General features: G+C 66.2%; 29 protein-coding genes. 17 read left to right on the top strand and 12 right to left on the bottom strand.

Annotated features, from left to right (window positions below; translation table 11 throughout):
- Positions 1–21 precede the first annotated feature (21 nt).
- Positions 22–1203: an acyl-CoA dehydrogenase family protein gene (locus AC07OD_RS05535; protein WP_218295740.1), complete on the bottom strand. Its 1182-nt coding sequence runs from the start codon at positions 1201–1203 to the stop codon at positions 22–24.
- A 46-nt stretch (positions 1204–1249) separates the two neighbouring features.
- A complete protein-coding gene (locus AC07OD_RS05530) occupies positions 1250–1954 on the bottom strand; it encodes a YceH family protein (RefSeq protein WP_218295739.1) in 705 nt (234 codons plus the stop codon).
- A 39-nt stretch (positions 1955–1993) separates the two neighbouring features.
- Between AC07OD_RS05530 and purN the strand changes: the two genes are divergently transcribed.
- Positions 1994–2575, top strand: a complete 582-nt coding sequence (purN, locus tag AC07OD_RS05525) for a phosphoribosylglycinamide formyltransferase (protein ID WP_218295738.1) — start codon at positions 1994–1996, stop codon at positions 2573–2575.
- A 40-nt stretch (positions 2576–2615) separates the two neighbouring features.
- Here the strand turns inward: purN and AC07OD_RS05520 are convergent, their stop codons facing one another.
- From AC07OD_RS05520 to AC07OD_RS05510, 3 genes are all read right to left on the bottom strand, one after another.
- Positions 2616–2858, bottom strand: coding sequence for a hypothetical protein (locus AC07OD_RS05520; RefSeq protein WP_494595536.1), 243 nt, complete (start codon positions 2856–2858; stop codon positions 2616–2618).
- On the bottom strand, positions 2855–3169 hold the full coding sequence (locus tag AC07OD_RS05515) for a hypothetical protein (RefSeq protein ID WP_494595534.1): 315 nt from the start codon (positions 3167–3169) through the stop codon (positions 2855–2857). The genes AC07OD_RS05520 and AC07OD_RS05515 overlap by 4 nt, the downstream gene beginning before the upstream one ends.
- Before the next feature lie 291 nt (positions 3170–3460).
- Positions 3461–3715, bottom strand: coding sequence for a DUF1653 domain-containing protein (locus AC07OD_RS05510; RefSeq protein WP_218295736.1), 255 nt, complete (start codon positions 3713–3715; stop codon positions 3461–3463).
- Between the two features lie 45 nt (positions 3716–3760).
- Here AC07OD_RS05510 and AC07OD_RS05505 point away from each other — a divergent pair, with 45 nt between their 5' ends.
- From AC07OD_RS05505 to AC07OD_RS05495, 3 genes are all read left to right on the top strand, one after another.
- Complete coding sequence (locus AC07OD_RS05505) at positions 3761–5614, top strand: M48 family metallopeptidase (RefSeq protein WP_494595532.1); 1854 nt, start codon at positions 3761–3763, stop codon at positions 5612–5614.
- A 105-nt stretch (positions 5615–5719) separates the two neighbouring features.
- The gene (locus AC07OD_RS05500; RefSeq protein WP_494595530.1) at positions 5720–6994 is read left to right on the top strand and encodes an RsmB/NOP family class I SAM-dependent RNA methyltransferase; all 1275 of its coding nucleotides are present in this window, start codon (positions 5720–5722) and stop codon (positions 6992–6994) included.
- A gap of 131 nt (positions 6995–7125) precedes the next feature.
- Positions 7126–8340 carry a DesA family fatty acid desaturase gene (locus tag AC07OD_RS05495; RefSeq protein ID WP_494595528.1) on the top strand — a complete coding sequence of 405 codons (1215 nt, stop codon included), beginning with the start codon at positions 7126–7128 and terminating at the stop codon, positions 8338–8340.
- Positions 8341–8432: 92 nt separating this feature from the next.
- Here the strand turns inward: AC07OD_RS05495 and AC07OD_RS05490 are convergent, their stop codons facing one another.
- On the bottom strand, positions 8433–8843 hold the full coding sequence (locus AC07OD_RS05490; protein ID WP_494595526.1) for a hypothetical protein: 411 nt from the start codon (positions 8841–8843) through the stop codon (positions 8433–8435).
- Between the two features lie 239 nt (positions 8844–9082).
- On the opposite strand from AC07OD_RS05490, the gene AC07OD_RS05485 reads away from it, so the two are divergent.
- Positions 9083–10591: an aminotransferase-like domain-containing protein gene (locus AC07OD_RS05485; RefSeq protein WP_369643087.1), complete on the top strand. Its 1509-nt coding sequence runs from the start codon at positions 9083–9085 to the stop codon at positions 10589–10591.
- A 113-nt stretch (positions 10592–10704) separates the two neighbouring features.
- Here AC07OD_RS05485 and rpmG read toward each other — a convergent pair whose 3' ends face one another.
- The 3 genes from rpmG to trxB form a co-directional block, all read right to left on the bottom strand.
- The gene (rpmG, locus tag AC07OD_RS05480) at positions 10705–10875 is read right to left on the bottom strand and encodes a 50S ribosomal protein L33 (RefSeq protein WP_008904999.1); all 171 of its coding nucleotides are present in this window, start codon (positions 10873–10875) and stop codon (positions 10705–10707) included.
- Positions 10876–10886: 11 nt separating this feature from the next.
- Complete coding sequence (gene rpmB, locus AC07OD_RS05475) at positions 10887–11120, bottom strand: 50S ribosomal protein L28 (protein ID WP_007859763.1); 234 nt, start codon at positions 11118–11120, stop codon at positions 10887–10889.
- A 185-nt stretch (positions 11121–11305) separates the two neighbouring features.
- Positions 11306–12259, bottom strand: a complete 954-nt coding sequence (trxB, locus tag AC07OD_RS05470) for a thioredoxin-disulfide reductase (protein WP_492808840.1) — start codon at positions 12257–12259, stop codon at positions 11306–11308.
- A gap of 185 nt (positions 12260–12444) precedes the next feature.
- Here trxB and AC07OD_RS05465 point away from each other — a divergent pair, with 185 nt between their 5' ends.
- The 3 genes from AC07OD_RS05465 to lolA all read left to right on the top strand — a co-directional run bounded on the left by AC07OD_RS05465 (position 12445) and on the right by lolA (position 16209).
- Complete coding sequence (locus AC07OD_RS05465; protein ID WP_369643086.1) at positions 12445–13122, top strand: Crp/Fnr family transcriptional regulator; 678 nt, start codon at positions 12445–12447, stop codon at positions 13120–13122.
- 72 nt (positions 13123–13194) lie between these two features.
- Positions 13195–15528, top strand: a complete 2334-nt coding sequence (locus AC07OD_RS05460) for a DNA translocase FtsK (RefSeq protein WP_218340019.1) — start codon at positions 13195–13197, stop codon at positions 15526–15528.
- 48 nt (positions 15529–15576) lie between these two features.
- The gene (gene lolA, locus AC07OD_RS05455) at positions 15577–16209 is read left to right on the top strand and encodes an outer membrane lipoprotein periplasmic chaperone LolA (protein ID WP_492245888.1); all 633 of its coding nucleotides are present in this window, start codon (positions 15577–15579) and stop codon (positions 16207–16209) included.
- A gap of 132 nt (positions 16210–16341) precedes the next feature.
- Here lolA and AC07OD_RS05450 read toward each other — a convergent pair whose 3' ends face one another.
- Positions 16342–16698, bottom strand: a complete 357-nt coding sequence (locus AC07OD_RS05450; protein ID WP_218295726.1) for a DUF1304 domain-containing protein — start codon at positions 16696–16698, stop codon at positions 16342–16344.
- Between the two features lie 386 nt (positions 16699–17084).
- Between AC07OD_RS05450 and AC07OD_RS05445 the strand changes: the two genes are divergently transcribed.
- The 8 genes from AC07OD_RS05445 (at position 17085) to AC07OD_RS05410 (ending at position 24680) form a co-directional block, all read left to right on the top strand.
- The gene (locus tag AC07OD_RS05445; RefSeq protein WP_218340021.1) at positions 17085–18425 is read left to right on the top strand and encodes a replication-associated recombination protein A; all 1341 of its coding nucleotides are present in this window, start codon (positions 17085–17087) and stop codon (positions 18423–18425) included.
- 314 nt (positions 18426–18739) lie between these two features.
- Positions 18740–19669, top strand: coding sequence for a branched-chain amino acid ABC transporter permease (locus AC07OD_RS05440; RefSeq protein ID WP_218295724.1), 930 nt, complete (start codon positions 18740–18742; stop codon positions 19667–19669).
- A 13-nt stretch (positions 19670–19682) separates the two neighbouring features.
- Positions 19683–20759, top strand: coding sequence for an ABC transporter permease subunit (locus AC07OD_RS05435; protein WP_369643083.1), 1077 nt, complete (start codon positions 19683–19685; stop codon positions 20757–20759).
- Between the two features lie 25 nt (positions 20760–20784).
- Complete coding sequence (locus AC07OD_RS05430) at positions 20785–21567, top strand: ABC transporter ATP-binding protein (RefSeq protein ID WP_218295722.1); 783 nt, start codon at positions 20785–20787, stop codon at positions 21565–21567.
- Positions 21568–21569: 2 nt separating this feature from the next.
- Positions 21570–22298, top strand: a complete 729-nt coding sequence (locus AC07OD_RS05425; RefSeq protein ID WP_218295721.1) for an ABC transporter ATP-binding protein — start codon at positions 21570–21572, stop codon at positions 22296–22298.
- A 225-nt stretch (positions 22299–22523) separates the two neighbouring features.
- Positions 22524–22886 (top strand): DMT family protein, encoded by a 363-nt coding sequence (locus AC07OD_RS05420; protein ID WP_218295720.1) that lies wholly within the window; start codon positions 22524–22526, stop codon positions 22884–22886.
- A gap of 116 nt (positions 22887–23002) precedes the next feature.
- Entirely contained in the window at positions 23003–23650 is a 648-nt protein-coding gene (locus tag AC07OD_RS05415; RefSeq protein WP_010463500.1) for a DUF47 domain-containing protein, read from the top strand.
- A gap of 19 nt (positions 23651–23669) precedes the next feature.
- Complete coding sequence (locus tag AC07OD_RS05410) at positions 23670–24680, top strand: inorganic phosphate transporter (protein WP_218295719.1); 1011 nt, start codon at positions 23670–23672, stop codon at positions 24678–24680.
- A 114-nt stretch (positions 24681–24794) separates the two neighbouring features.
- On the opposite strand, the gene AC07OD_RS05405 is transcribed toward AC07OD_RS05410, so the two are convergent.
- The gene (locus AC07OD_RS05405; protein ID WP_218295718.1) at positions 24795–25241 is read right to left on the bottom strand and encodes a TM2 domain-containing protein; all 447 of its coding nucleotides are present in this window, start codon (positions 25239–25241) and stop codon (positions 24795–24797) included.
- A 90-nt stretch (positions 25242–25331) separates the two neighbouring features.
- The gene (locus AC07OD_RS05400) at positions 25332–25853 is read right to left on the bottom strand and encodes a GNAT family N-acetyltransferase (RefSeq protein WP_218340023.1); all 522 of its coding nucleotides are present in this window, start codon (positions 25851–25853) and stop codon (positions 25332–25334) included.
- A 146-nt stretch (positions 25854–25999) separates the two neighbouring features.
- Between AC07OD_RS05400 and rpsP the strand changes: the two genes are divergently transcribed.
- The gene (gene rpsP / locus AC07OD_RS05395) at positions 26000–26251 is read left to right on the top strand and encodes a 30S ribosomal protein S16 (RefSeq protein WP_008904984.1); all 252 of its coding nucleotides are present in this window, start codon (positions 26000–26002) and stop codon (positions 26249–26251) included.
- Positions 26252–26265 lie beyond the last annotated feature (14 nt).

The raw sequence follows: 26265 nt of genomic DNA, 5'->3' as shown, positions 1-26265 counted from the left end.
CTTGTCTCCTGGAACTTGGGTTCAGCCGAGGACGGTCTGAGCCACGATGTTGCGTTGGACTTCATTGCTGCCGCCGTAGATCGTGGTCTTGCGCAGGTTGAAGTAGGTGGACGCCAGCGGCGCGTTGGCGGTGACGCCGCCAGGGAAGTCGCCTTGCCAGCCCGCTTCCATCGCTTCTTCGATGAAGGGCAGGCTGAACGGGCCGGCGGCCAGCATCATCAGTTCGGCGTAGCGCTGCTGGATCTCGCTGCCCTTGATCTTGAGCAGGCCGGCGATGTCGAGCGAGTTCTTGCCCGATTTTTCCGCCGAGAGCACGCGCAGCACCAGCATTTCGAGGGCCACGACGTCCACTTCCAGCAAGGCGATCTGGTCGCGGAAGCGCTGGTCGTCCCACATGCCCTCGGTCTTGGCGATGCGCTTCAGGCGCTCCAGCTCGCGCTTGCTGCGGTTCACGTCGGCGATGTTGGTGCGCTCGTGGGAGAGCAGGTGCTTGGCGTAGGTCCAGCCCTTGTTCTCTTCGCCGATCAGGTTCTCGGCGGGCACTTCGACGTTGTCGAAGAACACCTCGTTGACCTCGCACTCGCCGTCCAGCAGCTTGATGGGGCGCACGGTCACGCCCTTGGACTTCATGTCCAGCAGCAGGAAGGAGATGCCCGTCTGGGGCTTGCCCTCGGTGCTGGTGCGCACCAGGTTGAACATCCAGTCGCCGTGCTGGCCGAGCGTGGTCCAGGTCTTCTGGCCGTTGACGATGTACTTGTCGCCCACGCGCTCGGCGCGGGTCTTGACCGAGGCCAGGTCCGAGCCCGAGCCCGGTTCGCTGTAGCCCTGGCTCCACCAGACTTCGCCGCTGGCGATGCCGGGCAAGAAGCGCTTTTGCTGCTCGGCATTGCCGAAGGCCATGATCACCGGGGCCACCATCACGGGGCCGAAGGGGATGATGCGCGGCGCGCCGGCGAGCGCGCACTCTTCTTCGAACAGGTGCTTTTGCACGGCGGTCCAGCCAGGGCCGCCGAATTCCTTGGGCCAGCCGAAGCCGAGCCAGCCCTTCTTGCCCAGAATCTTGGCCCAGCCCTGCATGTCTGCACGGGTCAGGCGCAAGGCGTTGTGGACCTTGTGGGAAATTTCCTGGGGTAGGTTGGCGTGGACCCATGCGCGAACTTCTTCGCGGAAGGCCTGTTCTTCGGGGGTGAATGCGAGATCCATGCGGCTTGTCTCCTGAGAAGTCCTGTTTGTAGCACGGTCGTTCGTTTTATTCCTGTCCGGGTGGCGACATTCCATCCGGCGCGGGGGCGATGCCCAGTTCGGCGCACAGCCGTTCCACGGTGGCGCGCAGGCCCGCCACCTGGGCTTCCAGCGCCTCCACCCGCGCCTGCAGTGCGGCCGGCGTGCCGCCACCGCCGCTGCCCGGGGCGGGAACGGCGGCGCTATGGGTATCGACCGGCCCGCACAGCAGGTGTGCCCACCGCTGCTCGCGCGCGCCGGGCGCGCGGGGCAGCAGCACCACCAGCGGGCCGCCTTTTTCGGCGCTGCGCTCCTGCAGCTCGTCGAGGAAGGCCTCCACCGAGGAGATGTCGGCGAACCGGTACCAGCGCTCGGCGTTGATGCGCAGCTCGCCCGCCGTCTGCGGCCCGCGCAGCATCAACAGGCCCAGCAGCACGGCCGACTGCTCGGGCACGCCCACGCCGCGCTGGAAATTGTGCTCCCAGCGCGTGGTGCGGTTGCCGGTGGTCTCGAAGGCCAGCGTGAGGAGCTTGAGCGAGTCCAAGGCCTCCTGGGCGTCGGCGTCGCTCAGGTGCATCACCGGGTCGCGGCTGGTCTTCTGGTTGCAGCCCGTGAGCAGGCCGTTGAGCGACATGGGGTAGCTGTCGGGCACGGTGCGGGCTTTTTCCATCAGCGTGGCCAACACGCGGGCCTCGTTCGGGGTCAGGGGGCGGGTTGCGGGGTCGAATGGCATGGCAGGGATAATCCGGGGTTGAGCGTCGCAGTGCAATTTATGAAGAACATCGTGATTTTGATCTCCGGCAGCGGCTCCAACATGGCCGCCATCGTGCGGACCGCGCAGCAGGAGAACTGGGAGCAGCGCCATGGCGCCCGTGTGGCCGCCGTGGTCAGCAACAAGCCGGAGGCCGCCGGCCTGGCCTTCGCGCGCGAGCAGGGCATCGCCGCCGAGGCGCTGGACCACAGGGCGTTCGCGAGCCGCGAGGCATTTGACACCGCACTGGCCGCCACCATCGACCGCCACGCCCCGGCGCTGGTGGTGCTGGCCGGGTTCATGCGCATCCTCACGCCCGGCTTCGTGGCGCACTATGCGGGGCGGCTGATCAACATCCACCCCTCTTTGCTGCCGGCTTTCACGGGGCTGCACACGCACCAGCGCGCCATCGACGCGGGCTGCAGGTTTGCGGGGGTGACGGTGCACCAGGTGACGGCGGAGCTGGACGTCGGGCCCATCCTGGACCAGGCGGTGGTGCCAGTCCTGCCGGGCGACACGGCAGACACCCTGGCTGCCCGCGTGCTCACGCAGGAACACGTGATCTACCCCCGCGCCGTGCGGGCGCTGGTGCGGGCCCTGTAGCGCACCCGCCGTTGCGCGGGGATGCGCCGTGGTGAGCGGGCTAGAGGGTGCTGACCACCTCGGCCGAGTGGCCCTGCAGCACCTCCTTGACCCTGGCCGCCTGCTCCGCGCTGGTGGGGTGGGCGACCACTGCCCAGTGGTTGTGGCGCAACGCCGAGCGCACCTTAGTGATGAGCAGGACGTGGTCGGGCCGCATCGACAGGAGCCCCCCGCCCAGCATGCCGAACGTGGTGCCAAAACCCACCAGGGCGATGAAGGCCAGCAGGGGGCTGCTCACGATCATGGGGTGGCCTGCGTTGTAGAACCATGCAAAGAGCGCCAGGCCTGCCACGGCCCCGGCGGCGCCCACCACGATGTGGGTCTGGAAGAAGGTGCGGCAATGCCGCGCGGTTCCGGCTCGAGCGAGCGCGCGAACAGGTCGCGGCGCGATGCGCGCGCATCCTGCGGGCCCAGCAGCCGGACCTGTCCGGCCTGCAGGCCGCCGATGCGCAGCATCTGCGCCATGGAGGTCTCGGCCTGGCTTTGCTGGGCAAACAGGCCGGCGACCTTGGTGAGTGAGCGTTCTCCGAACAGCCCTTGGAGTAGATAGCCCATGGGAACCTCCTGGGATCAAGCCGGGCCCTCCGTGCCCGGCGGTGGGGGTGGGAGGAATGCTGCAGGGAGCTGGCAGCCTCCCACCGGATGCCAGGGCATGCGGGCCCAGAGCCCACGGTAGGCCGCATCTGGCCCGGGCGCTGTAGGACGCGGCGGGCCGTCGGGGTAGGTGCCCTGCGTTCGGGGGCATGTCGCCCTGCGCGGCCAGAAACCCGTGGCGCCAGCGCAACGCGTTCCAGCTGGCCGATACCGCCTTCGCGCGTGCCGTGCCGTGGCGTGGCCGGACCGGGTTCAGCCGGGACCGGCCTCGTCGCCGCATTTCTCGAACCGGGGCCGCTCCACGCCATCGATGAGCACCTGCTCCTCGAACATGGCGGCGGGGCGCACCCACAGCCCCCGCTGGCCATAGAGTGCGCGGTACAGCGTCATGGGCTCCAGGGTCTCGCTGTGGCGCACGGTGTCGATCACCTCGTAGAGCATGCCCTTGTAGTGGCGGTACAGGCCCGGCGGGGTGCGGATGAGCGCGGGGAGGTCGTTGTCGTTCATGGTTAGGATGGCGGCTGAAAATCAACCAAGAGTGGGGGGACGCCAGTGGATCAGGCAGATTTTGTGCACATGGTGCGCATGAGCGAGCATGCCAGTGCCGACAACAGCCGAGCGTACCGCCGCAGCGTGGCCGCGTTCGCGGCGCTGGGCTATGCGTGGGTGCTCGGCTGCCTGGCCCTGGCCGTGGGCATCCTGGCGTGGGTGGTGCCGCAGCTCCTGCACGGTCGCTTTCGTTTTGCCATGGTGTGGCTGCTGCTGGGGGCTGGCGGCCTGCTGTGGGTGAGCCTGCGGGCCCTGTGGGTGCGCTTTGACGCACCCGCCGGCGTGGAGATCACGGTGCTGGAAGCGCCCGAACTGTTCGAGGCGCTCGACCGCATCCGCCGCAAGATCAAGGGCCCGCCCATCCACAAGGTCACGCTGAACGACGAGTTCAACGCGAGCATCCAGCAGCTGCCCCGCTTTGGCCTGCTGGGGGGCGCGGTCAACCATCTGAGCATCGGGCTGCCCCTGCTCATGGCACTGGATCGGCCGCGTTTCCTGGCCGTGCTGGCGCATGAATACGGGCATCTGCGCGGCGACCATGGCCGGTTTGCGGCGTGGATCTACCGCACGCGGCTGTCCTGGATGCGCCTGAACCACAGCCTGGCGGACGACGAAGGCCCGGTGGCCGCCGCCACGCAGGCCTTCATGCGGTGGTACTTTCCGCGCTTTTCTGCCAAGACCTTCGCGCTGGCGCGCCAGGACGAGTACGAGGCCGATCGCATCGCGGGCAAGCTGCTGGGCCGAGAGGTGGCGGCCGCCGCGCTGGCTGAAATCGAGATTCGTGGCGCGTGGCTGCAGGCGGAATTCTGGGGAAACCACTGGTGCGAGGCTGCGGGCAACCCGCTTCCCGTGGGCCCCTATCGCGCCATGCGCCGCTGCCTGGCGAAAGCCCCCGACCCGGCGTTCGCCAACGACGCGCTGCGCCAGGCGCTCAAGCGCCTGAGCAGCGTGGACGACACCCACCCTGGCCTGCGCGACCGCATCGAGGCGCTGGACGCAACGCCCACGCTGCCGGACTGGTCGCGCGGCAACGCGCTGGCCCTGCTGGGCACGGAGGCCAGGCGCTGGGTGGCCCACTTCGACAAGCAGTGGTGCCGCGACAACGCCACGGAGTGGAAGCAGCACCATGCGTGGCTGCGGCGCGTGCGCGCACGTGCCGAGGCCCTGGGTGCATCGACCGCCCAGAGCAGCGCCGCCGACCTGGTGGAGCTGGCGCGCCTCCAGCGCCATCTGGACCCCCGTGCCGATGTGCGTGCCCTCTACGAGCTGGCGCTGGAACGCAGCCCCGAATACCCCGCCGCCCTGCGCGGGCTGGTGCCTTGCCTGCCCGACGATGACCGCGAGGGCAAGCTCCAGCTGCTGCACCGGGTGTGGGAGGCGGGCAGCAGCGACCGCTACTGGGCGGCACGCACCGCCCTGGCCGAGCTGGAGACACCCCGCCTGGGTCTGGACCACGATGCCGCCGCCTTCAAGCAGTGGCGCAAGCGGCTGGAGCGCGCCCAGGAGTCGGAGGAGCGGGCCTGGGAAGAGCTGTCGGGCACCTCGTTCTTCAGCCAGATCGTGCGGCACGACCTGAGCTCCTTCGAGCTGGCCGAGCTGCAATCGGAGCTGGCCCGTTGTGCGCCCCTCGCCCGTTGCTGGCTGGTGCGCAAGAACCTGCGCGAGCATCCGCAGCGTCGTGCGTACCTGGTGTTCCTGGAGCTGCCAGGCATGGACGACGAAAGCCGCTACCACCTGTGCCGCGCCCTGGAGCGCAATCTGAGCCTTCCGGGCCCCGCGCTGGTGCTGTGGGCGGGCGAATCTCCTTCGCTCAAGGAAATCGAGCGCCATGCGTTCGATCCGATCTATGCCCGTTGATGGCCAACTTTTTGCTCGTCCCTTTCTCGTCTGCACGGTAAGTTGCACACGGCGTACCCCTCCGGGGGGTGACGGGAAGCAGCTCAGGGGGTGGACAATACGGGGATGCATCCCAAAGTTCTTCTCGACGCCTGCGCCGAACTGGTCAGGCTCACCCTCACGTTTGAACACCCCGCCGACGCGGTGGTGTCACGGTTCTTCCGCGACAACCGGGGCCTGGGGCCCCGCGAGCGGGCCACGCTGGCCGAAACGGTCTACACCGTGCTGCGCAAGAAGCTGCTGTTCGACCACATGGCGCCCTCCGGCTCGGGCCCCAAGGAACGCCGCCTGGCCATCCTGGGCTTCTACGGCCCGCGCGATTTCCTCAAGAGCGCACTGACCGACCAGGAGAAGAACTGGCTCGACCAGTGCGACGCCGTCACGGTCGATGACCTGATGGAGCGCCACCGCCACAACCTGCCCGAATGGCTCGTCAAGCCCTTGAAGGACCAGCTGGGCGAAGGCTTCTGGCCGCTGGTGGAAAGCCTGGCCCAGAGCGCGCCGCTGGATTTGCGCGTCAACGCGCTCAAGGACAAGCGCGCCGATGTGCAACAGGAGCTCGCCAAGGCCGGCATCAAGGCCATCCCCACGCCGTATTCGCCCTGGGGCCTGCGCATTGACGACAAGCCCGCGCTGACCAAGCTCGATGCGTTCACGCGCGGCGCCATCGAGGTGCAGGACGAGGGCTCGCAGCTGCTGGCCCTGCTGCTTGACGCCAAGCGCGGCGAGATGGTGGTGGATTTCTGTGCCGGGGCGGGCGGCAAGACGCTGGCCATCGGCGCGGGCATGCGCAGCACGGGGCGCCTCTATGCGTTCGACGTGTCGGCGCATCGCCTGGATGCGCTGAAGCCGCGCCTGGCACGCAGCGGCCTGTCGAACGTGCACCCCGCCGCCATCGCCCATGAGCGCGATGACCGGGTCAAGCGGCTGGCGGGCAAGATCGACCGCGTGCTGGTGGACGCCCCCTGTTCGGGCCTGGGCACCTTGCGCCGCAATCCCGACCTCAAATGGCGCCAGTCGCCCAAGGCCGTCGAGGAGCTGGTGGCCAAGCAGACCGCCATCCTGGACAGCGCGGCGCGCCTACTCAAGCCCGGCGGGCGCCTCGTGTATGCCACCTGCAGCATCCTGCCGCAGGAAAACGAGGCCATCGCGGACGCGTTCAGCGCCTCGCACCCTGATTTCGAACTGCTCGACGCCGGCGAACTGCTGGAGCAGCTCAAGGTCGAGGGCGCCAAGGGCCTGTGCAGCGGCGGCGAGACAGGCAGTGGTTTTCTGCGCCTGTGGCCCCACCGGCACCAGACGGACGGCTTTTTCGCCGCCATCTGGTCCAAAAAGAGCTGAGTTACCGCTCTAAAGTTTCTAAATACGCGTAAATACTGTGGATACCCCTGAACTCTGCACGGGGTACTCCCTCTAAAATCAGGTACCTGCTCCGCTGGCGAGCGGGTTCTCTGTAGTAAGGCTTCCCGAATATGCTGTTACCCGATTGGGCTGTGCTGAACGCCGCCATTGACTGGCTCGGCCATGGTTTGTGGAACCTGGCCTGGTGGCAGATCATCCTGTACACCCTGGCGACGACCCACATCACCATCGCGGCGGTCACGATTTTCCTGCACCGCGCCCAGGCGCACCGCGCATTGGATTTGCATGCCATCCCCTCGCACTTCTTCCGCTTCTGGCTGTGGATCGGCACGGGCATGGTCACCAAGGAATGGGTGGCGATCCACCGCAAGCACCACGCCAAGTGCGAAACGGTGGACGACCCGCACAGTCCCCAGACACGGGGCCTCGATACCGTGATGTGGCGTGGTGCCGAGCTGTACCGCGCCGAGTCGAAGAACATGGAGACCATGAAGAAGTTCGGCCACGGCACGCCGGATGACTGGATGGAGCGCAACGTCTATACCCGCTACGGCTGGCAGGGCGTGGGCCTCATGCTGATCCTGAACCTCGCCCTGTTCGGTGCCCTGGGCGCTGCCGTGTGGGCGGTTCAGATGCTTTGGATTCCCTTCTGGGCGGCGGGCGTGGTCAATGGCGTGGGCCACTACTGGGGCTACCGCAACTTCGAGGCGCAGGATGCCAGCACCAACCTGTCGCCCTGGGGGATCATCATTGGCGGCGAGGAACTGCACAACAACCACCATACCTACCCCACCTCGGCCAAGTTCTCGGTCAAGCCCTATGAGTTCGATATCGGCTGGGTCTACATCAGTTTGATGAAGAAGATCGGCTGGGCCACCGTCAAGAAGGTTCCACCCAAGCTGCAGCTGGGCGATGTGAAGCCCGTCGCGGACGAAAAGACGCTGGAAGCCCTCATCGCCAACCGCTACGAGGTGATGGCCGGTTATGCGCGCGGTGTGCGCCAGGCCTGCAAGGAGGAGATTGCCGCATTGCAGGCGCGCCAGGTCGATGCGTCGGTGCTCAAGGCCGCCAAGCGCTGGCTTCACCGCGATGCGGAGAAGGTGCCTGCCGTGGCCCTGCCGCAACTGGCCCAGGCGCGCGCCGCGCACCCGGCCCTCGACAAGATGGTGACCATGCGGGAAGAATTGCGCCAGCTGTGGCTCAATACCTCGCACTCCCGCGAGCAGTTGACGGCCGATCTGCAGGCATGGTGCCGCCGCGCCGAGGAAAGCGGCATTGCGGCGCTGCGCGAGTTCTCGCTGCGGTTGCGTGCGGCCCAGGCCTAGAGGCGGCCGGCCGCCTGCCGCGGCGCCCGGATACGAAGGAAAAAGGCCTTGCCGTCCGGCAAGGCCTTTTTCTTTTCTGCCGCCTTGCCGCTTCACCGTGCGGCGTGCAAGGCGCCGCCAAGTGTCCCCTCCTTGCGGGCCTTCCCGCCCGCCGAGAAAGCCCTGCGCAGGCGTCTCCAGGCTTTCTCGCCCAGTCCGGGCACGGGTGTGCCTTCCACGATCCTGACTTCCGCCGGGCCCTGCGTGGCGCTGCCAAGCTGCACCCAGGTGGCCTGGCGGTGCTCCACCACCCACGGCAGGTGGTCGCCCGCCTTCAACCGCGCCAATGGTGGCGAGTGCAGCGCGTGCCCGAGAGAGCGGGGCGCAAGGCGGATGGCCACGTCCCCCCGGGTCGCGTGCACCCGGCTGCCGGGTGCGAGGCAGGCCCAAAGGCTCTGGCCGGGCGCGATATGCAGGGTGAGGAAAGGGGTGGGGATGGCGGTGGGCTGGGGGCGCGGTTTCATGGTGCGGGTCCTCCGGGGACAAAAGGCTGTAGCGAGGGTTTGAGCGTAGGAAATGCCGCCCCGCCGCAACAGGTACACGCTCCCCCGTGAGGAGGTAGAACAGCAACGATAGCGGGCATGCTGTTATGGTTGCTTCTGCCCTTTCCTGTATCTGTACCCGTGGATGGCGTTCAGGCACCATCCACAGACCGGCTGCGGCGCCCATCCCATGGCGCAGCGGCACCCTTCGTTCTCCAGCCATGCCACGCTCCTCCGACACCCGGGAACCTCCCCTCTACCGCCAACTGGCGGGCTTGTACGAGCAGGCGATCGCCGCGGGCAGCCTTAAGCCCGGCATGCGCATGCCGTCCGTGCGCGAACTGTGCCAGCGCCATCAGGTGAGCCTGACCACGGCGCTGCAGGTGCTGCGCCACCTCGAATCCCAGGGGTGCGTGGAGGCGCGCGAGCGCGTGGGCTACTTCGTGCGCGAGCTGGGCGGCGTGGCGCTCCCGGAGGCGCGCGAACCCGAGGTGCATGAACCGCTGGCCAGCGACCCCCAAGCCTTTGCGGGTATCAATGAGCGCATTTCGGTCTTTCTGGACAAGGCCCGCCGTGCAGGCCCCCTGCCGCTGGACCTGGGCAGCGCGATGCCGGCGCCCAGCCTGTTCGATGCGAAGGCGCTCAACCGGCTTGCCCATGGCCTGCTGCGGGAGCAGCCGGACATCCTGGTGTATGGCCCTTCGGCACCCACGACGCATCCCGAGTTCCAGCAGGCCATGGCGCGGCATGCGCTCACCTTTGGCGTGTGCGTGGCCCCGGCGGACATCGGCGCCACCCACGGAAACTCCGAGGCGGTGAATCTGGCGCTGGATGCGGTGGCCGGGCCGGGCGACGTGATTGCGGTCGAATCCCCCACCTTCTTCGGCATCCTGCAGGCCATCGAGGTGCGCGGGCTGCGCGCGCTGGAGATTCCCTGCAGCCCCCACACCGGCATATCGCTGGAGGCGCTGGAACTGGCCGCGCGCAACGAGCCGCGGCTCAAGGGCGTGGTGGTGGTTCCTCATCTGCAGATGCCGCAGGGCAGCGTGATGCCCGACGCGCACAAGGAGCGCCTGGTGGCGCTGTGCGTGGAGCATGGCCTGGCCCTCATCGAGGACGATATCTACCGCGAATTCGTGGAGTCGCCGCATGTGCTGCGCCCCGCCAAGGCCTGGGACCGGCCGGGCGATGCGGGGCAGGTGATCTATTGCGCCTCGCTCAGCAAGAGCTTCGCCCCCGGCCTGCGCCAGGGATGGATGAGCGCGGGGCGCTGGCAGGCCCGGGTGCAGATGCTCAAGTTCGCCCGCACGCGCAACATGCAGACGTGGTCGCAGCTGCTGGCCGCGCGCAGCGTGGATTCCCCGGCCTATGAACGCCACATGCGCCGCATGCGTGTGCAGCTGCGCCTGCAGCGGGAGCAGTCCGCGCGGGCCGTGGCCCGCTACTTTCCGACCGGCACGCGACTGAGCCTGCCTCCGGGAGGTTTGAGCCTGTGGCTGGAGCTGCCGGCCGGCATTTCGTCCACGCTGCTGTACGACCAGGCGCTGCAAAACGGCATCCGCATCGCCCCCGGGCCCATGTTCACCAACACGGGGCGCTATGAACATTTCCTGCGCCTGAGCTGCGGCATGCCCTTCACCGCGCAGGTGGAGGAGGGCTACCGCACGCTGGGTGCCTTGATGGCGGACCAGCTGGCCGTGCGGGCGCCCGCCTCGCGCAAGGTTGCCTAGGGGGCCGCAAGCGCTGCCCTGCGCACGGCTCTGGGCAGGCGCAGGCGGAAACAGGCATAAAAAAACCGCCCGGGGTCCGGGCGGTTCTTTGGGGAGGAAACGAGGCTGAACGATTACTTCAGCTTCATTTCCTTGTATTCCACATGCTTGCGAGCTTTTGGATCAAATTTCATGATCAGCATTTTCTCGGGCATGGTCTTCTTGTTCTTGGTCGTGGTGTAGAAGTGGCCGGTACCCGCAGTGGATTCCAGCTTGATCTTGTCGCGTCCGCCTTTGCTTGCCATGGTGCTTCTCCTTAAGCCTGACCACGTGCGCGCAGGTCTGCGAGCACCGAGTCGATACCGTTCTTGTCGATCAAACGCAGGGCAGCGCTCGAAACACGCAGGCGAACCCAGCGGTTTTCGGTCTCGACCCAGAAACGGCGGTATTGCAGGTTCGGCAGGAACCGGCGCTTGGTTTTGTTGTTGGCGTGGGAAACATTGTTTCCGACCATGGGCTTCTTGCCCGTTACGTCGCAGACGCGTGCCATGAGGACACTCCGATACTTTTAACGGCCGTTCGCTGGGCCCTGGGGTTGTTTCCCAGGGTTGGCTTGCGGCCTCACCTCGCCAGAATAAAGGGTGGCGGTAACCCGATTTGCCTGTTTCGAAAGGACCGCAAAAGCGGGCCGAATTCAGCAAAGCCGCAGATTATAGCCTGATGCCCAGTTTTTGATCAACTCTCCTGTTCCAGGAAGCGCTGGGCGTCCAGCGCGGCCATGCAGCCCGTGCCGGCGCTGGTGATGGCCTGGCGGTACACGTGGTCCTGCACGTCGCCTGCGGCGAAGACGCCCGGCACGCTGGTCTGGGTGGCAAAACCCTTGAGGCCGCCCTGGGTGATGATGTAGCCGTTTTCCATCTCCAGCTGGCCCTGGAAGATCTCGGTGTTGGGCGCATGCCCGATGGCGATGAAGCAGCCTTGCAGCTGGATGTCTTGCGTGCTGCCGTCCTTGGTGCTCTTGATGCGGATGCCGGTCACGCCGGTGTTGTCACCCAGCACTTCGTCGAGCGTGTGGAACAGCTTGAGCTCGATCTTGCCCGCCGCGACCTTCTCGTTGAGCTTGTCCACCAGGATGGGCTCGGCCTTGAACTTGTCCCGGCGGTGCACCAGGGTGACCTTGCGGGCGATGTTCGACAGGTACAGCGCTTCTTCCACCGCCGTATTGCCACCGCCGATCACGCAGACGTCCTGCTCGCGGTAGAAGAAACCGTCGCAGGTCGCGCAGCCGGACACGCCCTTGCCCATGAAGGCCTCTTCCGAAGGCAGGCCCAGGTACTTGGCGGAGGCGCCCGTGGCCAGGATCAGCGCGTCGCAGGTGTAGGTGCCGCTGTCGCCGGTGAGCGTGAAGGGGCGCTGGCTGAAATCGACCTTGTTGATATGGTCGAAGATCACCTGGGTCTTGAAGCGCTCGGCGTGCTCCAGGAAGCGCTGCATCAGCTCGGGGCCTTGCACGCCGTGCACGTCGGCGGGCCAGTTGTCCACCTCGGTCGTGGTCATCAGCTGGCCGCCCTGGGCCATGCCGGTGATGAGCACCGGATTCAGGTTGGCCCGTGCGGCATAGACGGCCGCCGTGTAGCCCGCGGGGCCGGAGCCAAGAATCAGAACTTTCGCGTGTTGGGTGGTGGACATGGTAAAAGCCTGTGTTTTGCGCCCGCTACATGGGGCGCTGTTGGGAAAGCTGGGGCTGAGCCGCCGAGTATCAACCGGCGGCCGTGGGTGCAAGCGGCCCCTTTTTCAATCACGGCGATTGTAAGAACCCATTGATGACCCGTTGCGACTCCGGTTGGGTCGCGCACCTGAGAGGAGAAGTTTTCATGTCGACGATGTTGTCCAACCTGGACCTGCTGCGCCGGGTTCCGCTGTTCTCGCTGCTGACGGTGACGCAGGCCGAGGTGATCAGTGGCGCGGTGATCAAGCGCCGCTTCAAGCGGGGCGAGGCGCTGGTGGAGCAGGGGCAGAAGTCCAATGCGCTGTTCATCCTGCTCACGGGACGCGCCCGGGTGATGACCTCCGACAGCCGGGGGCGCGAGGTGATCCTGGCCACGCTCTCGCAGGGCGACTACCTGGGCGAGATGAGCATCATCGACAACGAACCCCATTCGGCCACGGTGCGTGCCGAGGTGCAGACCGACGTGCTCATGCTCGGCCGCGCCGAGTTCGCCCGCTGCCTGACCGAGAACGCCTCGATGTCGCTGGTCGTGATGCGCGGCCTGGTCAAGCGCCTGCGCCATGCCGACCGCAAGATCGAGTCGCTGGCGCTGCTGGACGTGTACGGCCGGGTGGCCCATGCGCTGCTGGACTTCGCGCTGCCGGATGCCCAGGGCCAGCTCGTGATCAAGGACAAGATCTCGCGCCAGGACCTGGCCAAGATGGTGGGCGCCTCGCGCGAGATGGTCAGCCGCGTGATGAAGGACCTGGAAGAGCGTGGCTTCGTCGAGGTCTTGCCCAGCGGCGCCACCCTGCTCAAGGACCGGCTGAACGCCCTGGGTTGACGGCGCCGCGGTGTGGCTGCCTTTCGGCACACACCCCCTGCGGTGCTTGGGGTAAGCTCGCCCGGCACGCATATGACCTATTCCCTCAATACCCTGAATGCATCGGCGGCGGCCAAGTCGCCGCCCCGCACGGGCGCTGCCCGTTTTGGCCATGAAATCGGCCTCATGGTGGGGCTGCTGGCCCTGGTTTTCTGGCTTCTGGCCCTGTTCAGCTATTCGGCGCAGGATGCCGCCTGGTCCACCTCGGGCGCCCGGGGCGGACGCATGGTCGCCAACTGGGCGGGCCGGTTCGGCGCGTGGCTGGCCGATGGCAGCTACTTCGCGCTGGGGTTTTCGGTGTGGTGGTGCGTGGCGGCCGGCGTGCGCGCCTGGCTTTCGTCGCTGGCGCGCTGGATGCGTGGCGGAGAGTCCGTTGCGGGGGCCGCCGGCCCGATGCGGCGGCGGGCACTTTTCTGGGCCGGCCTGGTGGTGCTGATGTGCTCCAGCACCGCGCTGGAATGGTCGCGCCTGTACCGGTTTGAATCCTTCCTGCCCGGGCATGCCGGTGGCGTGCTGGGCTACATCATGGGGCCCGCCAGCGTGAAGTGGCTGGGCTTCACGGGCTCGGGCCTGCTGGCCATCGTGCTGGCGGTGCTGGGCGCGGCGCTGGTGTTCCGCTTCTCGTGGGGCCACGTCGCGGAGTTCGTGGGCGGCCGTATCGACGCGCTGGTGCAGTCGCGCCTGGCACAGCGCGAGGTGGCCAAGGACGTGGCCGTGGGCCGCAAGGCCGCGCGCGAGCGCGAGGTGGTGGTGCTGGAGGAGCGCACCGAGAGCGAGGTGCACCATCCCGAGCCCATCCAGATCATCGAACCCGTGCTGGTGGAGGTGCCGCAGAGCACCCGCGTGGTGAAGGAGCGCCAGAAGCCCCTGTTCACCGAGATGCCCGACAGCAAGCTGCCGCTGGTGGACCTGCTCGACGGCCCGCTGCAGCGCCAGGAGACGGTGGCGCCCGAGACGCTGGAGATGACCAGCCGCCTCATCGAGAAGAAGCTCAAGGATTTCGGCGTGGAGGTGCGCGTGGTCGCGGCCATGCCCGGTCCGGTGATCACGCGCTACGAAATCGAGCCCGCCACGGGCGTGAAGGGCTCGCAGATCGTGGGCCTGGCCAAGGACTTGGCGCGTTCGCTCAGCCTGGTGTCCATCCGCGTGGTGGAGACCATCCCGGGCAAGAACTACATGGCGCTGGAGCTGCCCAACGCCAAGCGCCAGTCCATCCGCCTGTCCGAGATCCTCGGCTCGCAGGTCTACCACGAGGCCAAGAGCATGCTCACCATGGGCCTGGGCAAGGACATCGTGGGCAACCCGGTGGTGGCAGACCTCGCCAAGATGCCGCACGTGCTGGTGGCTGGTACCACGGGCTCGGGCAAGTCGGTGGGGATCAACGCCATGATCCTCTCGCTGCTGTACAAGGCCGAGGCGCGCGATGTGCGCCTGTTGATGATCGACCCCAAGATGCTGGAAATGTCGGTCTACGAAGGCATTCCGCACCTGCTGGCGCCGGTGGTCACCGACATGAAGCAGGCGGCGCACGGCCTGAACTGGTGCGTGGCCGAGATGGAGCGCCGCTACAAGCTCATGTCCAAGCTGGGCGTGCGCAACCTGGCGGGCTACAACGTCAAGATCGACGAAGCCAAGGCGCGCGAGGAGTTCATCTACAACCCCTTCAGCCTGACGCCCGAGGAGCCCGAGCCCCTGCAGCGCCTGCCGCACATCGTGGTCATCATCGACGAGCTGGCCGACCTGATGATGGTGGTGGGCAAGAAGATCGAGGAGCTGATCGCCCGCCTGGCGCAGAAGGCGCGGGCGGCCGGCATCCATCTGATTTTGGCCACACAGCGGCCCAGCGTGGATGTGATCACCGGCCTGATCAAGGCCAATATCCCGACCCGCATCGCGTTCTCGGTGGGCTCCAAGATCGACAGCCGCACCATCCTGGACCAGATGGGCGCAGAAGCCCTGCTGGGCATGGGCGACATGCTCTACATGGCGAGCGGCACCGGCCTGCCGATCCGGGTGCATGGCGCCTTCGTGTCGGACGAGGAAGTACACCGTGTCGTCAGCTACCTCAAGGAACAAGGGGAGCCGGACTACATAGACGGCGTGCTCGAAGGCGGAACTGTGGATGGCGAGGGTGATCTGTCAGGGGAGGGCGGCGGCGACGGGGGTGAGAAGGACCCCATGTACGACCAGGCCGTCGAAGTCGTGCTCAAGGACCGCAAGGCGAGCATCTCGTACGTGCAGCGCAAGCTGCGCATTGGCTACAACCGCTCTGCGCGTTTGCTGGAAGACATGGAAAAGGCGGGCCTCGTCAGTGGCCTGACCACCAGCGGCCAGCGCGAGGTTTTGGTGCCGGCGCGCAGCGAGTGACCCGGGCGGGGCGCCAAGCCCGGCCCATGCCCCTTACAGGAGTTTTTGTTGAAAAAGATCGCCACTGCAATTTTGATAGCTGCCAGCGCGACACTGGCAAGCGCTGATGGCCTGAAAAGCCTTGAATCCTTCATGAAGGGCACGCAGACCGGCCGGGCGGACTTCAGCCAGACGGTGACCTCGCCGCCCAAGGACGGGCAGACAGCGCGCACCAAGACTTCCAGCGGCAGCTTTGAGTTCCAGCGCCCCGGGCGCTTCAAGTTCGTCTACAAGAAACCTTTCGAGCAGACCATCGTGGCCGACGGCCAGACCCTGTGGCTCTACGACGTGGACCTGAACCAGGTCACCCAGCGCGCGCAGGCGCAGGCCCTGGGCACCACCCCGGCGGCGCTGCTGGCCTCGGCGCCCGATCTGTCGGCGCTGAAGGCCGAATTCACGCTGGAGTCCGCACCGGATCAGGATGGCCTGCAGTGGGTGCTCGCCAGCCCCAAGGCCAAGGACGGCCAGCTCAGGAGCGTGCGCGTGGGCTTTGCCGGCGAGCAGCTCGCGGCGCTGGACATCCTGGACAGTTTCGGCCAGCGCTCGCTGATCCGTTTTACCGGCATGCAGGCCAATGCCGCGCTGCCCGCCGGCACGTTCCAGTTCAAGCCCCCGGCCGGGGCGGACGTGGTCAAGCAGTAACGTTCTGCGGCGGCCGGTTGCCGGTGCCTGAATTGCCGGCCTGCTATTGAATGGATAGCTATTGGCGCTTTCTGGCAGGACGCCAGCGGCCGCAAGGGACCGCAAGGGTGGCGCTGGCTGCCCGGGCGCGGCTCACCCCAGCAGCAGCAAGGCAAGGCCGATGGCGGCCGGCACGGACTGGATGAACAGGATCTTGCGGCTGGCCGTGGCCGCCCCATACAGGCCGGCGACCAGCACGCACAGCAGGAAGAACACCTTCACGCCCAGGCCGGCGTCTCCCAGCGTCAGCCCCCAGAACAGGCCTGCCGCCAGGAATCCGTTGTAGAGCCCCTGGTTCGCCGCCAGCACCTTGGTCGCGGCGGCCTGCTCGCGGGATTGGCCAAAGGCGCGCCGTCCGGCGGGCTTTTCCCAGAGGAACATCTCCAGCACCAGGATGTACACGTGCAGGAGGCCGATCAGACCGACGACGATATTGGCGGCAAGGGACATGAAAACTCCATGGGGTGGTGGCAGGCAGGGGCCGCAGGTGCGGTGCGAGGGCACCACGGTAATCCATTTCAGGCCGCGGGTGTTACCCGGCACAGTCACCTGGGCGCGCCAGGTGGTGGGCGTGCCTCCCCTTGCGCGCGCGGCGAACAAAGAAGGAGTGCTGCCGGCGGCCTGGTTCCCGACGGTGCCCTTGCCGGAGCGCGGCGGCCGGTTGTGTTGGAATGGCGGCATGAAGACCGTTTTCCGCCTGCGCACCCGGGCCGCGCAGCCAGCCGATCCTTGCGTTCCTGGCGCCCTGTCGCGCCAACTGCCCTCTCTGCATGCCCTCGCCACCGGGCCGCGCGCCCCGGCCGCCCGTTGTGGCGCCCGCGCCGCGGGGGGCTGAGATGGCCGCCCGCAACGCCCCCCCAGAAACCTCGCAGGCGCTCCACCGCCCCCTGGCCGAGCGCCTGCGGCCCCGCACGCTGGGCGAGGTGATCGGCCAGCAGCATGTGCTGGGCCCGGGCATGCCGCTGCGGCTCGCGTTCGAGTCGGGCCGCCCGCACAGCTGCATCCTCTGGGGGCCGCCCGGCGTGGGCAAGACCACCATCGCGCGCCTGATGGCCGATGCGTTCGATGCGCAGTTCATCAGCATCAGCGCCGTGCTGGGCGGGGTCAAGGACATCCGCGAGGCCGTGGAACGCGCCGAGGCAGCGCGCGACGGGCTGATGCAGCAGCGCACCATCGTCTTCGTCGACGAGGTGCACCGCTTCAACAAGAGCCAGCAGGATGCCTTCCTGCCGCATGTGGAGAGCGGGCTGTTCACCTTCATCGGCGCGACCACCGAAAACCCCTCATTCGAGGTGAACTCCGCGCTGCTGTCGCGCGCCGCCGTCTATGTGCTGCAGCCGCTGTCCGAGCAGGATTTGAAGCAGATTGTGGCCCTGGCCCAGGCGGAACAGGCGCTTCCAGCTATTGAAGATGTAGCAATCGAGCGCCTGGTGGCCTACGCCGACGGCGATGCCCGCCGCCTGCTCAATACGCTCGAAACCCTGGCGATGGCGGCGGCCCAGGAGAAGCTGCCCGAGATCACCGATGCCTGGCTGCTCAAGGTGCTGGGCGAGCGCATGCGCCGCTACGACAAGGGCGGCGAGCAGTTCTACGACACCATCAGCGCGCTGCACAAGTCGGTGCGGGGCTCCGACCCCGACGCCGCGCTGTACTGGCTGGTGCGCATGCTCGACGGTGGTGCCGATCCGCGCTACATGGCCCGCCGCCTGGTGCGCATGGCCAGCGAGGACATCGGCCTGGCCGACCCGCGCGCGCTGCGCCTGGCGCTGGATGCGACCGAGGTGTACGAGCGCCTGGGCAGCCCCGAGGGCGAACTGGCCCTGGCCGAATGCGTGGTGTACCTGGCCGTCGCGCCCAAGTCGAACGCGGTCTACAAGGCCTACAACGCGGCCCGCGCCTGGGTGAAGAAGGACGGGACCCGCCCCGTGCCCATGCACCTGCGCAATGCACCAACCCAGCTCATGAAGCAGCTGGACTACGGCAAGGGCTACCGCTACGCGCACGACGAGGAGGGCGGCTTCGCGGCGGGCGAGAACTACCTGCCCGAAGGCATGCCGGAGCCCGGTTTCTACGCGCCGGTGGAGCGCGGGCTCGAAATCAAGATCGCACAGAAGTTGCGTGAACTGCGGGACCGCAATGTGTCGGCCGATTCCGGGGACGGGCAGGGCGGCACCTGATCGGCCGGCAGGGGCGGGGGCGCGCCCCCTTCATGCCGATTTGGCATGAATTGGGTAATAAGTTCGCACATCAATTTTCCTGCTTGCATCATGTGCGCTTATGAATTGCGTTGCCCGCTGATGTGGCCCCAACCCGAGGGAAAACCCCGCCCGGCTTGGCGGGGGCCGCTTGTGACTACTCGCTACAATCCCGTCCACAAACCCGCACAGCTGCACTTCTGGCGGGTTTTTTGCTAGATGGCAGTCGGGCCCACAAGGCTGTACCGATTCCGGTGCCAAAGCGGTGGGTACGTTACAAACGAAGGACTTCTCTTATGGACATTTTGCTGCAACAGATCATCAACGGTCTGGTACTCGGCAGCATGTACGCCTTGATAGCCTTGGGCTACACCATGGTGTACGGCATTATTCAGCTGATCAATTTCGCCCACGGCGAGGTGCTGATGATCGGGGCTCTGACCAGTTGGAGCTGCATAGGAATGATGCAGGCCGCGATGCCGGGCGCGCCTGGCTGGCTGATCCTGCTGCTGGCGACCCTCATTGCCTGCGTGGTCGCCGCGACGCTCAATTTCGTGATCGAGAAGGTGGCCTACCGGCCCCTGCGCAACAGTCCGCGCCTGGCACCCCTGATCACCGCCATCGGCATGTCGATCCTGCTGCAGACGCTGGCGATGATCATCTGGAAGCCCAACTACAAGCCCTATCCCACGATGCTGCCTAGCACGCCGTTCCAGGTCGGCGGCGCCTTCATCACCCCCACGCAGATACTGATCCTGGGCGTGACGGCCGTGGCCCTCGCTTCCCTCGTGTACCTGGTGAACCACACCAACCTGGGCCGCGCCATGCGCGCCACGGCCGAGAACCCCCGCGTGGCCTCGCTCATGGGCGTCAAGCCCGACATGGTGATCTCCGCCACCTTCATCATCGGCGCCATCCTGGCGGCCGTGGCCGGCATCATGTATGCCTCCAACTACGGCACGGCGCAGCACACCATGGGCTTCCTGCCCGGGCTCAAGGCCTTCACGGCAGCCGTGTTCGGCGGCATCGGCAACCTGGCCGGCGCGGTGGTCGGCGGCATCCTGCTGGGCCTCATCGAAGCCATCGGCTCGGGCTACATCGGCACGCTCACGGGCGGCCTGCTGGGCAGCCACTACACCGACATCTTTGCGTTCATCGTGCTCATCATCATCCTGACGCTGCGCCCCTCGGGCCTGCTGGGTGAGCGTGTGGCGGATCGCGCCTGAGGAGCCTAGGACCATGAAGAACACCAAAACCAACTGGATCATCGGCGCCGTCGCGCTGCTGGTGCTGCCACTGATCCTGCAATCCTTCGGCAACGCCTGGGTGCGCATCGCCGACCTGGCCCTGCTGTATGTGCTGCTGGCCCTGGGCCTGAACATCGTGGTGGGCTACGCCGGCCTGCTGGACCTGGGCTACGTGGCGTTCTACGCCGTGGGCGCCTACCTGTTTGCCTTGATGGCTTCGCCGCACCTCGCGGACAACTTTGCGGCCTTTGCCGCCATGTTCCCCACCGGCCTGCACACCTCGCTGTGGCTGGTCATACCGTTGGCGGCATTGCTCGCGGCGTTCTTCGGGGCGCTGTTGGGAGCCCCCACGCTCAAGCTGCGGGGCGACTACCTGGCCATCGTCACGCTGGGCTTCGGCGAAATCATCCGGATCTTCCTGAACAACCTGGACCACCCCGTCAACCTGACCAACGGCCCCAAGGGCCTGGGCCAGATCGACTCGGTCAAGGTCTTTGGCCTGGACCTGGGCAAGCGGCTGGAGCTGTTCGGCTTCGACATCAACTCGGTCACGCTGTACTACTACCTGTTCCTGATCCTGGTGGTGATCTCCATCGTGATCTGCTACCGCCTGCAGGATTCGCGCATCGGCCGCGCCTGGATGGCCATCCGCGAGGATGAGATCGCCGCCAAGGCCATGGGCATCAACACCCGCAACATGAAGCTGCTGGCCTTCGGCATGGGCGCTTCGTTCGGCGGCGTGTCGGGTGCGATGTTCGGTGCGTTCCAGGGCTTCGTGTCGCCCGAGTCGTTCAGCCTGATGGAGTCGGTCATGATCGTCGCCATGGTGGTGCTGGGCGGCATCGGCCACATCCCTGGCGTGATCCTGGGGGCCGTGCTGCTGTCGGCCCTGCCCGAGGTGCTGCGCTACGTCGCCGGTCCGCTGCAGGCCATGACGGACGGCCGCCTGGACTCCGCCATCCTGCGCCAGCTGCTGATCGCGCTGGCCATGATCGTCATCATGCTGATTCGCCCCCGCGGCCTGTGGCCCTCGCCTGAGCACGGCAAGAGCCTGACGCAGAAGACCTGAAGCAGAACACCACCGAAAGTTAGCAATGACAGAGAAATCCAATGAAGTGGTGCTGAAGGTCGCCGGCATTTCCAAGCGCTTTGGCGGCCTGCAGGCCCTGTCCGACGTCGGGATCACCATCCAGCGCGGCCAGGTCTATGGCCTGATCGGCCCCAACGGAGCGGGCAAGACCACGTTCTTCAATGTGATCACGGGCCTGTACACCCCCGACAGCGGCACGTTCGAGCTGGCCGGCAAGGCCTACGAGCCCACCGCCGTGCACGAAGTGGCCAAGGCAGGCATCGCCCGCACCTTCCAGAACATTCGCCTGTTCGCCGAGATGACGGCGCTGGAGAACGTGATGGTCGGCCGCCACATCCGGACCAAGTCCGGGTTGCTCGGCGCCGTGCTGCGCACCAAGGGCTTCAAGGAAGAAGAAGCCGCCATCGCCAAGCGCGCGCAGGAGCTGCTTGACTACGTGGGCATCGGCAAGTTCGCCGACTACAAGGCGCGCACCCTGAGCTACGGTGACCAGCGCCGCCTGGAAATCGCCCGCGCCCTGGCCACCGACCCGCAGCTGATCGCCCTGGACGAGCCCGCCGCCGGCATGAACGCCACCGAGAAGGTGCTGCTGCGCGAGCTGATCGACCGCATCCGCAACGACAACCGCACCATCCTGCTCATCGAGCACGACGTGAAGCTGGTGATGGGCCTGTGCGACCGCGTGACGGTGCTTGACTACGGCAAGCAGATCGCCGAAGGCAACCCCGCCGAAGTGCAGAAGAACGAAAAAGTGATTGAGGCCTATCTGGGCACCGGAGGACATTGAGAATGGCCGAAAAATCCAACAAGGTACTGCTGCAGGTCAAGGGCCTGAAAGTGGCCTACGGCGGTATCCAGGCCGTCAAGGGCGTGGACTTCGAAGTGCGCGAAGGCGAGCTGGTCTCGCTGATCGGCTCCAACGGCGCCGGCAAGACCACCACCATGAAGGCCATCACCGGCACCCTGGGCATGAACGATGGCGACATCCTGTACCTGGGCGAAAGCATCAAGGGCAAGGGCGCCTGGGACCTGGTGAAGAAGGGTCTGGTGATGGTGCCCGAGGGCCGTGGCGTGTTCGCGCGCATGACCATCACCGAGAACCTGCAGATGGGCGCCTACACGCGCAGGGACAAGGCGGGCATCCTGGCCGACATCGAGAAGATGTTCACCATCTTCCCGCGCCTGCGCGAGCGCAAGGACCAGCTGGCCGGCACCATGTCGGGCGGCGAGCAGCAGATGCTGGCCATGGGCCGCGCGCTGATGAGCCAGCCCAAGGTGCTGCTGCTGGACGAGCCCTCCATGGGCCTGTCGCCCATCATGGTGGACAAGATCTTCGAGGTGGTGCGCGACGTGTACGCCCTGGGCGTGACCATCCTGCTGGTGGAGCAGAACGCGAGCCGCGCGCTGGCCATTGCCGACCGCGGCTACGTGATGGAGTCGGGCCTCATCACGATGACGGGCCCCGGCCAGGAACTGCTGAGCGACCCCAAGGTGCGGGCGGCCTACCTGGGCGAATAACCCGCCTGCCGCGCATTGGGCGCCGTGGGCGCCACCGGAAAAAAGGCACTGCCCAGCCGCAGTGCCTTTTTTCATGGCGGCACGAACCGCCGCCGGCAGGAAGGCATCTGTGCTTTATCTGCTATATATTTAGTAGCAAAAAGGGATGGTGCGTCACGCGCCATGGGCTTGTTTTGTCCATAATCTGGCCCCTTGCCGTCTTTCTGCCGTCCACGCTGCACCGCCATGAACGCCCTGCAATCCCTGCCGATCTCGCTCCAGACCGTCCTGCTCCTGGTCGCCAGCAATGTCTTCATGACCTTTGCCTGGTACGGGCACCTCAAGAACCTGGCCACGTCGCCCTGGTACACCGCCGCGCTGGTGAGCTGGGGCATCGCCCTGTTCGAGTACCTGCTGCAGGTGCCGGCCAACCGCATCGGCTTCACGCAGTTCAACGTGGGCCAGCTCAAGATCATGCAGGAGGTGATCACGCTGGCCGTGTTCGTGCCGTTCGCGGTGTTCTACATGGGCCAGCCGCTGAAGTGGGACTACCTGTGGGCGGGCCTGTGCCTGGTGGGTGCGGTGTACTTCATCTTCCGAAGCGCCTGAGCCCGCCCGCCCCCCGGCGGGGCGGACGGTTAAACTCCCCGGGTCACGGAACAGTCATGTTTCTGTCATGACGCCGTCCCTCTTTTCAGAAATCCGATCCCCCTCCAGGAGCCCCCATGCTGTTTGCCAAGCTGTTGCCACGCGAAGGCAATTTTTTTGAAATGTTCAACCAGCATGCGGACCGCATCGTGGAAGCGGCCCGCGCTTTTTCGCAACTGGTGGCCAATTACAACGACCCGCACCTGCGCGACAAGTACAACCAGGACGTGGACAACGCCGAGCGTGCCGCCGACCGCGTGACGCACGAGGTGAACAAGGCCATCCACAAGACCTTCATCACCCCCATCGACCGTGAGCAGATCCACACGCTCATCAACACCATGGACGATGTGGCCGACCTGATCCAGGATTCCGCCGAAACGATGGCGCTCTACGACGTGCGCCACATGACCGAGGAGATCACGCGCCTCACGGACCTGAGCCTCAAGTGCTGCGAACGCCTGCGCGACGCCGTCAAGCTGCTCGACAAGATCGCCGACCCGGCCGTGGCCGAGGCCGCGCTCAAGACCTGCGAGGAGATCGACAAGCTCGAGTCCGACGCCGACCGCGTGATGCGCAGCGCCATGAGCAAGCTCTTTCGCGAGGAGCCCGATGTGCGCGAGGTGATCAAGCTCAAGGCGATCTACGAGCTGCTCGAGACGATCACCGACAAGTGCGAGGACGTGGCCAACTGCATCGAGGGCATCGTCCTCGAGAACTCCTGATCCCCGCGGGCTGACCAGCATGGAAACCGTACAAACGGCCCTCTGGGTTGTGGTCCTGCTCGTGGCGCTGGCGATCCTGTTCGACTTCATGAACGGGTTCCACGACGCCGCCAACTCCATTGCCACGGTGGTCTCCACCGGCGTGCTCAAGCCCGCGCAGGCGGTGCTGTTCGCGGCATTCTTCAACTTCGTGGCGATCTTCGTCTTTCACCTGAGCGTGGCCGCCACGGTGGGCAAGGGCATCGTGCAGCCCGGTGTGGTGGATACGCACGTGGTGTTTGGCGCCCTGGTGGGCGCCATCACCTGGAACGTGATCACCTGGTACTACGGCATTCCCAGCAGTTCCTCGCATGCGCTCATCGGCGGCATCGTGGGCGCGGTGATCGCCAAGGCGGGCGCCAGTGCGCTGATCTCCGCCGGCATCCTCAAGACCGTGGCGTTCATCTTCGTCTCGCCGCTGCTGGGCTTCACCCTGGGCTCGATCATGATGGTGGCGGTGGCCTGGATCTTCCGGCGAACGCGGCCGAGCAAGGTGGACAAATGGTTCCGCCGGCTGCAGCTGGTGTCTGCGGGCGCTTACAGCCTGGGCCACGGCGGCAACGATGCGCAAAAGACCATCGGCATCATCTGGCTGCTGCTGATTGCGACGGGGTATTCTTCGGCGTCCGACGCATCACCACCGACCTGGGCCATCGTGAGCTGCTATGTGGCCATCGGCCTGGGCACCATGTTCGGCGGCTGGCGCATCGTCAAGACCATGGGCCAGAAGATCACCAAGCTCAAGCCCGTGGGCGGCTTCTGCGCGGAGACGGGTGGGGCGATGACGCTGTTTCTTGCGACCACGCTGGGCATCCCGGTCTCGACCACGCACACCATCACGGGTGCGATTGTCGGCGTGGGCTCCACCCAGCGCGCCAGCGCTGTGCGCTGGGGTGTGGCGGGCAACATCGTCTGGGCCTGGATACTGACCATCCCGGCCAGCGCGTTCGTCGCGGCCGTGGCGTACTGGATCAGCCTGCAGATGTTCTGAGCCTGGAATCCTTGATTTGCTATTAGATATGTAGCTAACAAGGCAATTCAGATAAGCGCTAACGCCCCAATTGAATGCAAATTCAATGGGGCGTTTGTCCTGGTGCCAGCGGGATCACTGCGAGATCTTGCGGGCTTCCTCGATCTGGTACTCGAAATACCGTTGAAAGCTGAACGCGAGGCTGGCCATCAGCACGGCGGTGCCGACCATCAGCGAGACCACGATGGCGCCGATGGTGATCCATTGCGTCCTGCCGGCCGGGGCGTCGGGTGCGGCGGCTGGGTTGTAGCGCGCGTTCCACGCCTCGGGTGTTTTCAGCGCGAACAGGATGGCCTGCAATGCGCAGCCGGCGATCGTGAAGCCCAGCAGGGGAATCAGCATCCAACTGTAGTGGTCGTCCTGGCCGAGCTGCTGCACGCGCTGGATGCCGTAGATGCCCAGCGCCGTGGGAATCGGCAGCAGCCAGCCGAGCAGGTCGCCCAGGCCGTGAAGATAAAAGCGGTGCAGGCCCAGAGGGCCGCCGAGGAAGGCCAGCCAGGCGGCCAGGGTCTTGTTCTTCATCGCCGGGCCGTCCCGGGAAAAAATGCGGCTGCCTCGGGGGCCGTGGTCACACGAAGCGGGAGAGCGTGGGGGGTATGTTCCATGCCCCGATTATTCAGGCGAACTGGTATCGCCCGCACCCAGGGTCTTTTCCATGAGCACGATGTCGCGCCAGGCGCCGAATTTCCAGCCCACCGAGCGCATGACGCCCACGTCGGTGAACCCCAGCGACCGGTGCACGCCGATCGAGCCCAGGTTGGCCGAATCGCCAATCACCGCCAGCAACTTGCGCACCCCGGCCGCCTCGGCCTGGACAGCCAGCTCGGCGAGCAGCTTGCGGCCCACGCCCATGCCGCGGGCGTCGTCGGCCACGTAGATCGAGTCCTCGGCCGAAAAGCGGTAGGCCGGGCGTGGCTTGAACCAGTTGGCATAGGCAAAGCCCATCACCCGCCCGTCCTTTTCGGCCACGATGTACGGCAGATTGCGCGCCAGCACGTCGGCCCGGCGGCCCGCCATGTCGGTTTCGGTGGGCGGATCGATCTCGAAAGTGCCTGTCCCGGTCAGGACGTGGTGGGCATAAATGGCGGTGATGGCCGCGATATCTTCGTCGCGGCTGGGGCGGATGGTAGGCATTTGCGGGGAAGTGGATATAATCGTGGGCTTTGCAGCGTGTCGCTGGCCGGGTGGCCATGTCGCGTGTCTCAAGCGTTGCGAATATGGTTGCGAACACTGTGGCTCAAGGCAAATGTTGCCGGAGTTCACCACCCGAAGGATAAATCATGGTCGTCATTCGACTCTCCCGCGGCGGCTCCAAGGGCCGTCCTTTCTTCAATATCGTCGTTGCTGACAAGCGCGTGCGCCGTGACGGCCGCTTCATCGAGCGCATCGGCTTCTACAACCCCACCGCCAAGGAATCCGAAGAAGGCCTGCGCATCGTGCAAGACCGTCTGACGTACTGGAAGAGCGTGGGCGCCCAGTCCTCGCCTACCGTGGACCGCCTGATCAAGCAAGCCGCCAAGAAGGCTGCTTAAAGCTCCCTGAAAAG

It is taken from the genome of Acidovorax sp. GW821-FHT10E03, from assembly GCF_059415205.1.
The sequence above is the reverse complement of the archived record's forward strand: the minus strand, read 5'-3'. Positions and strand labels throughout refer to the sequence as shown.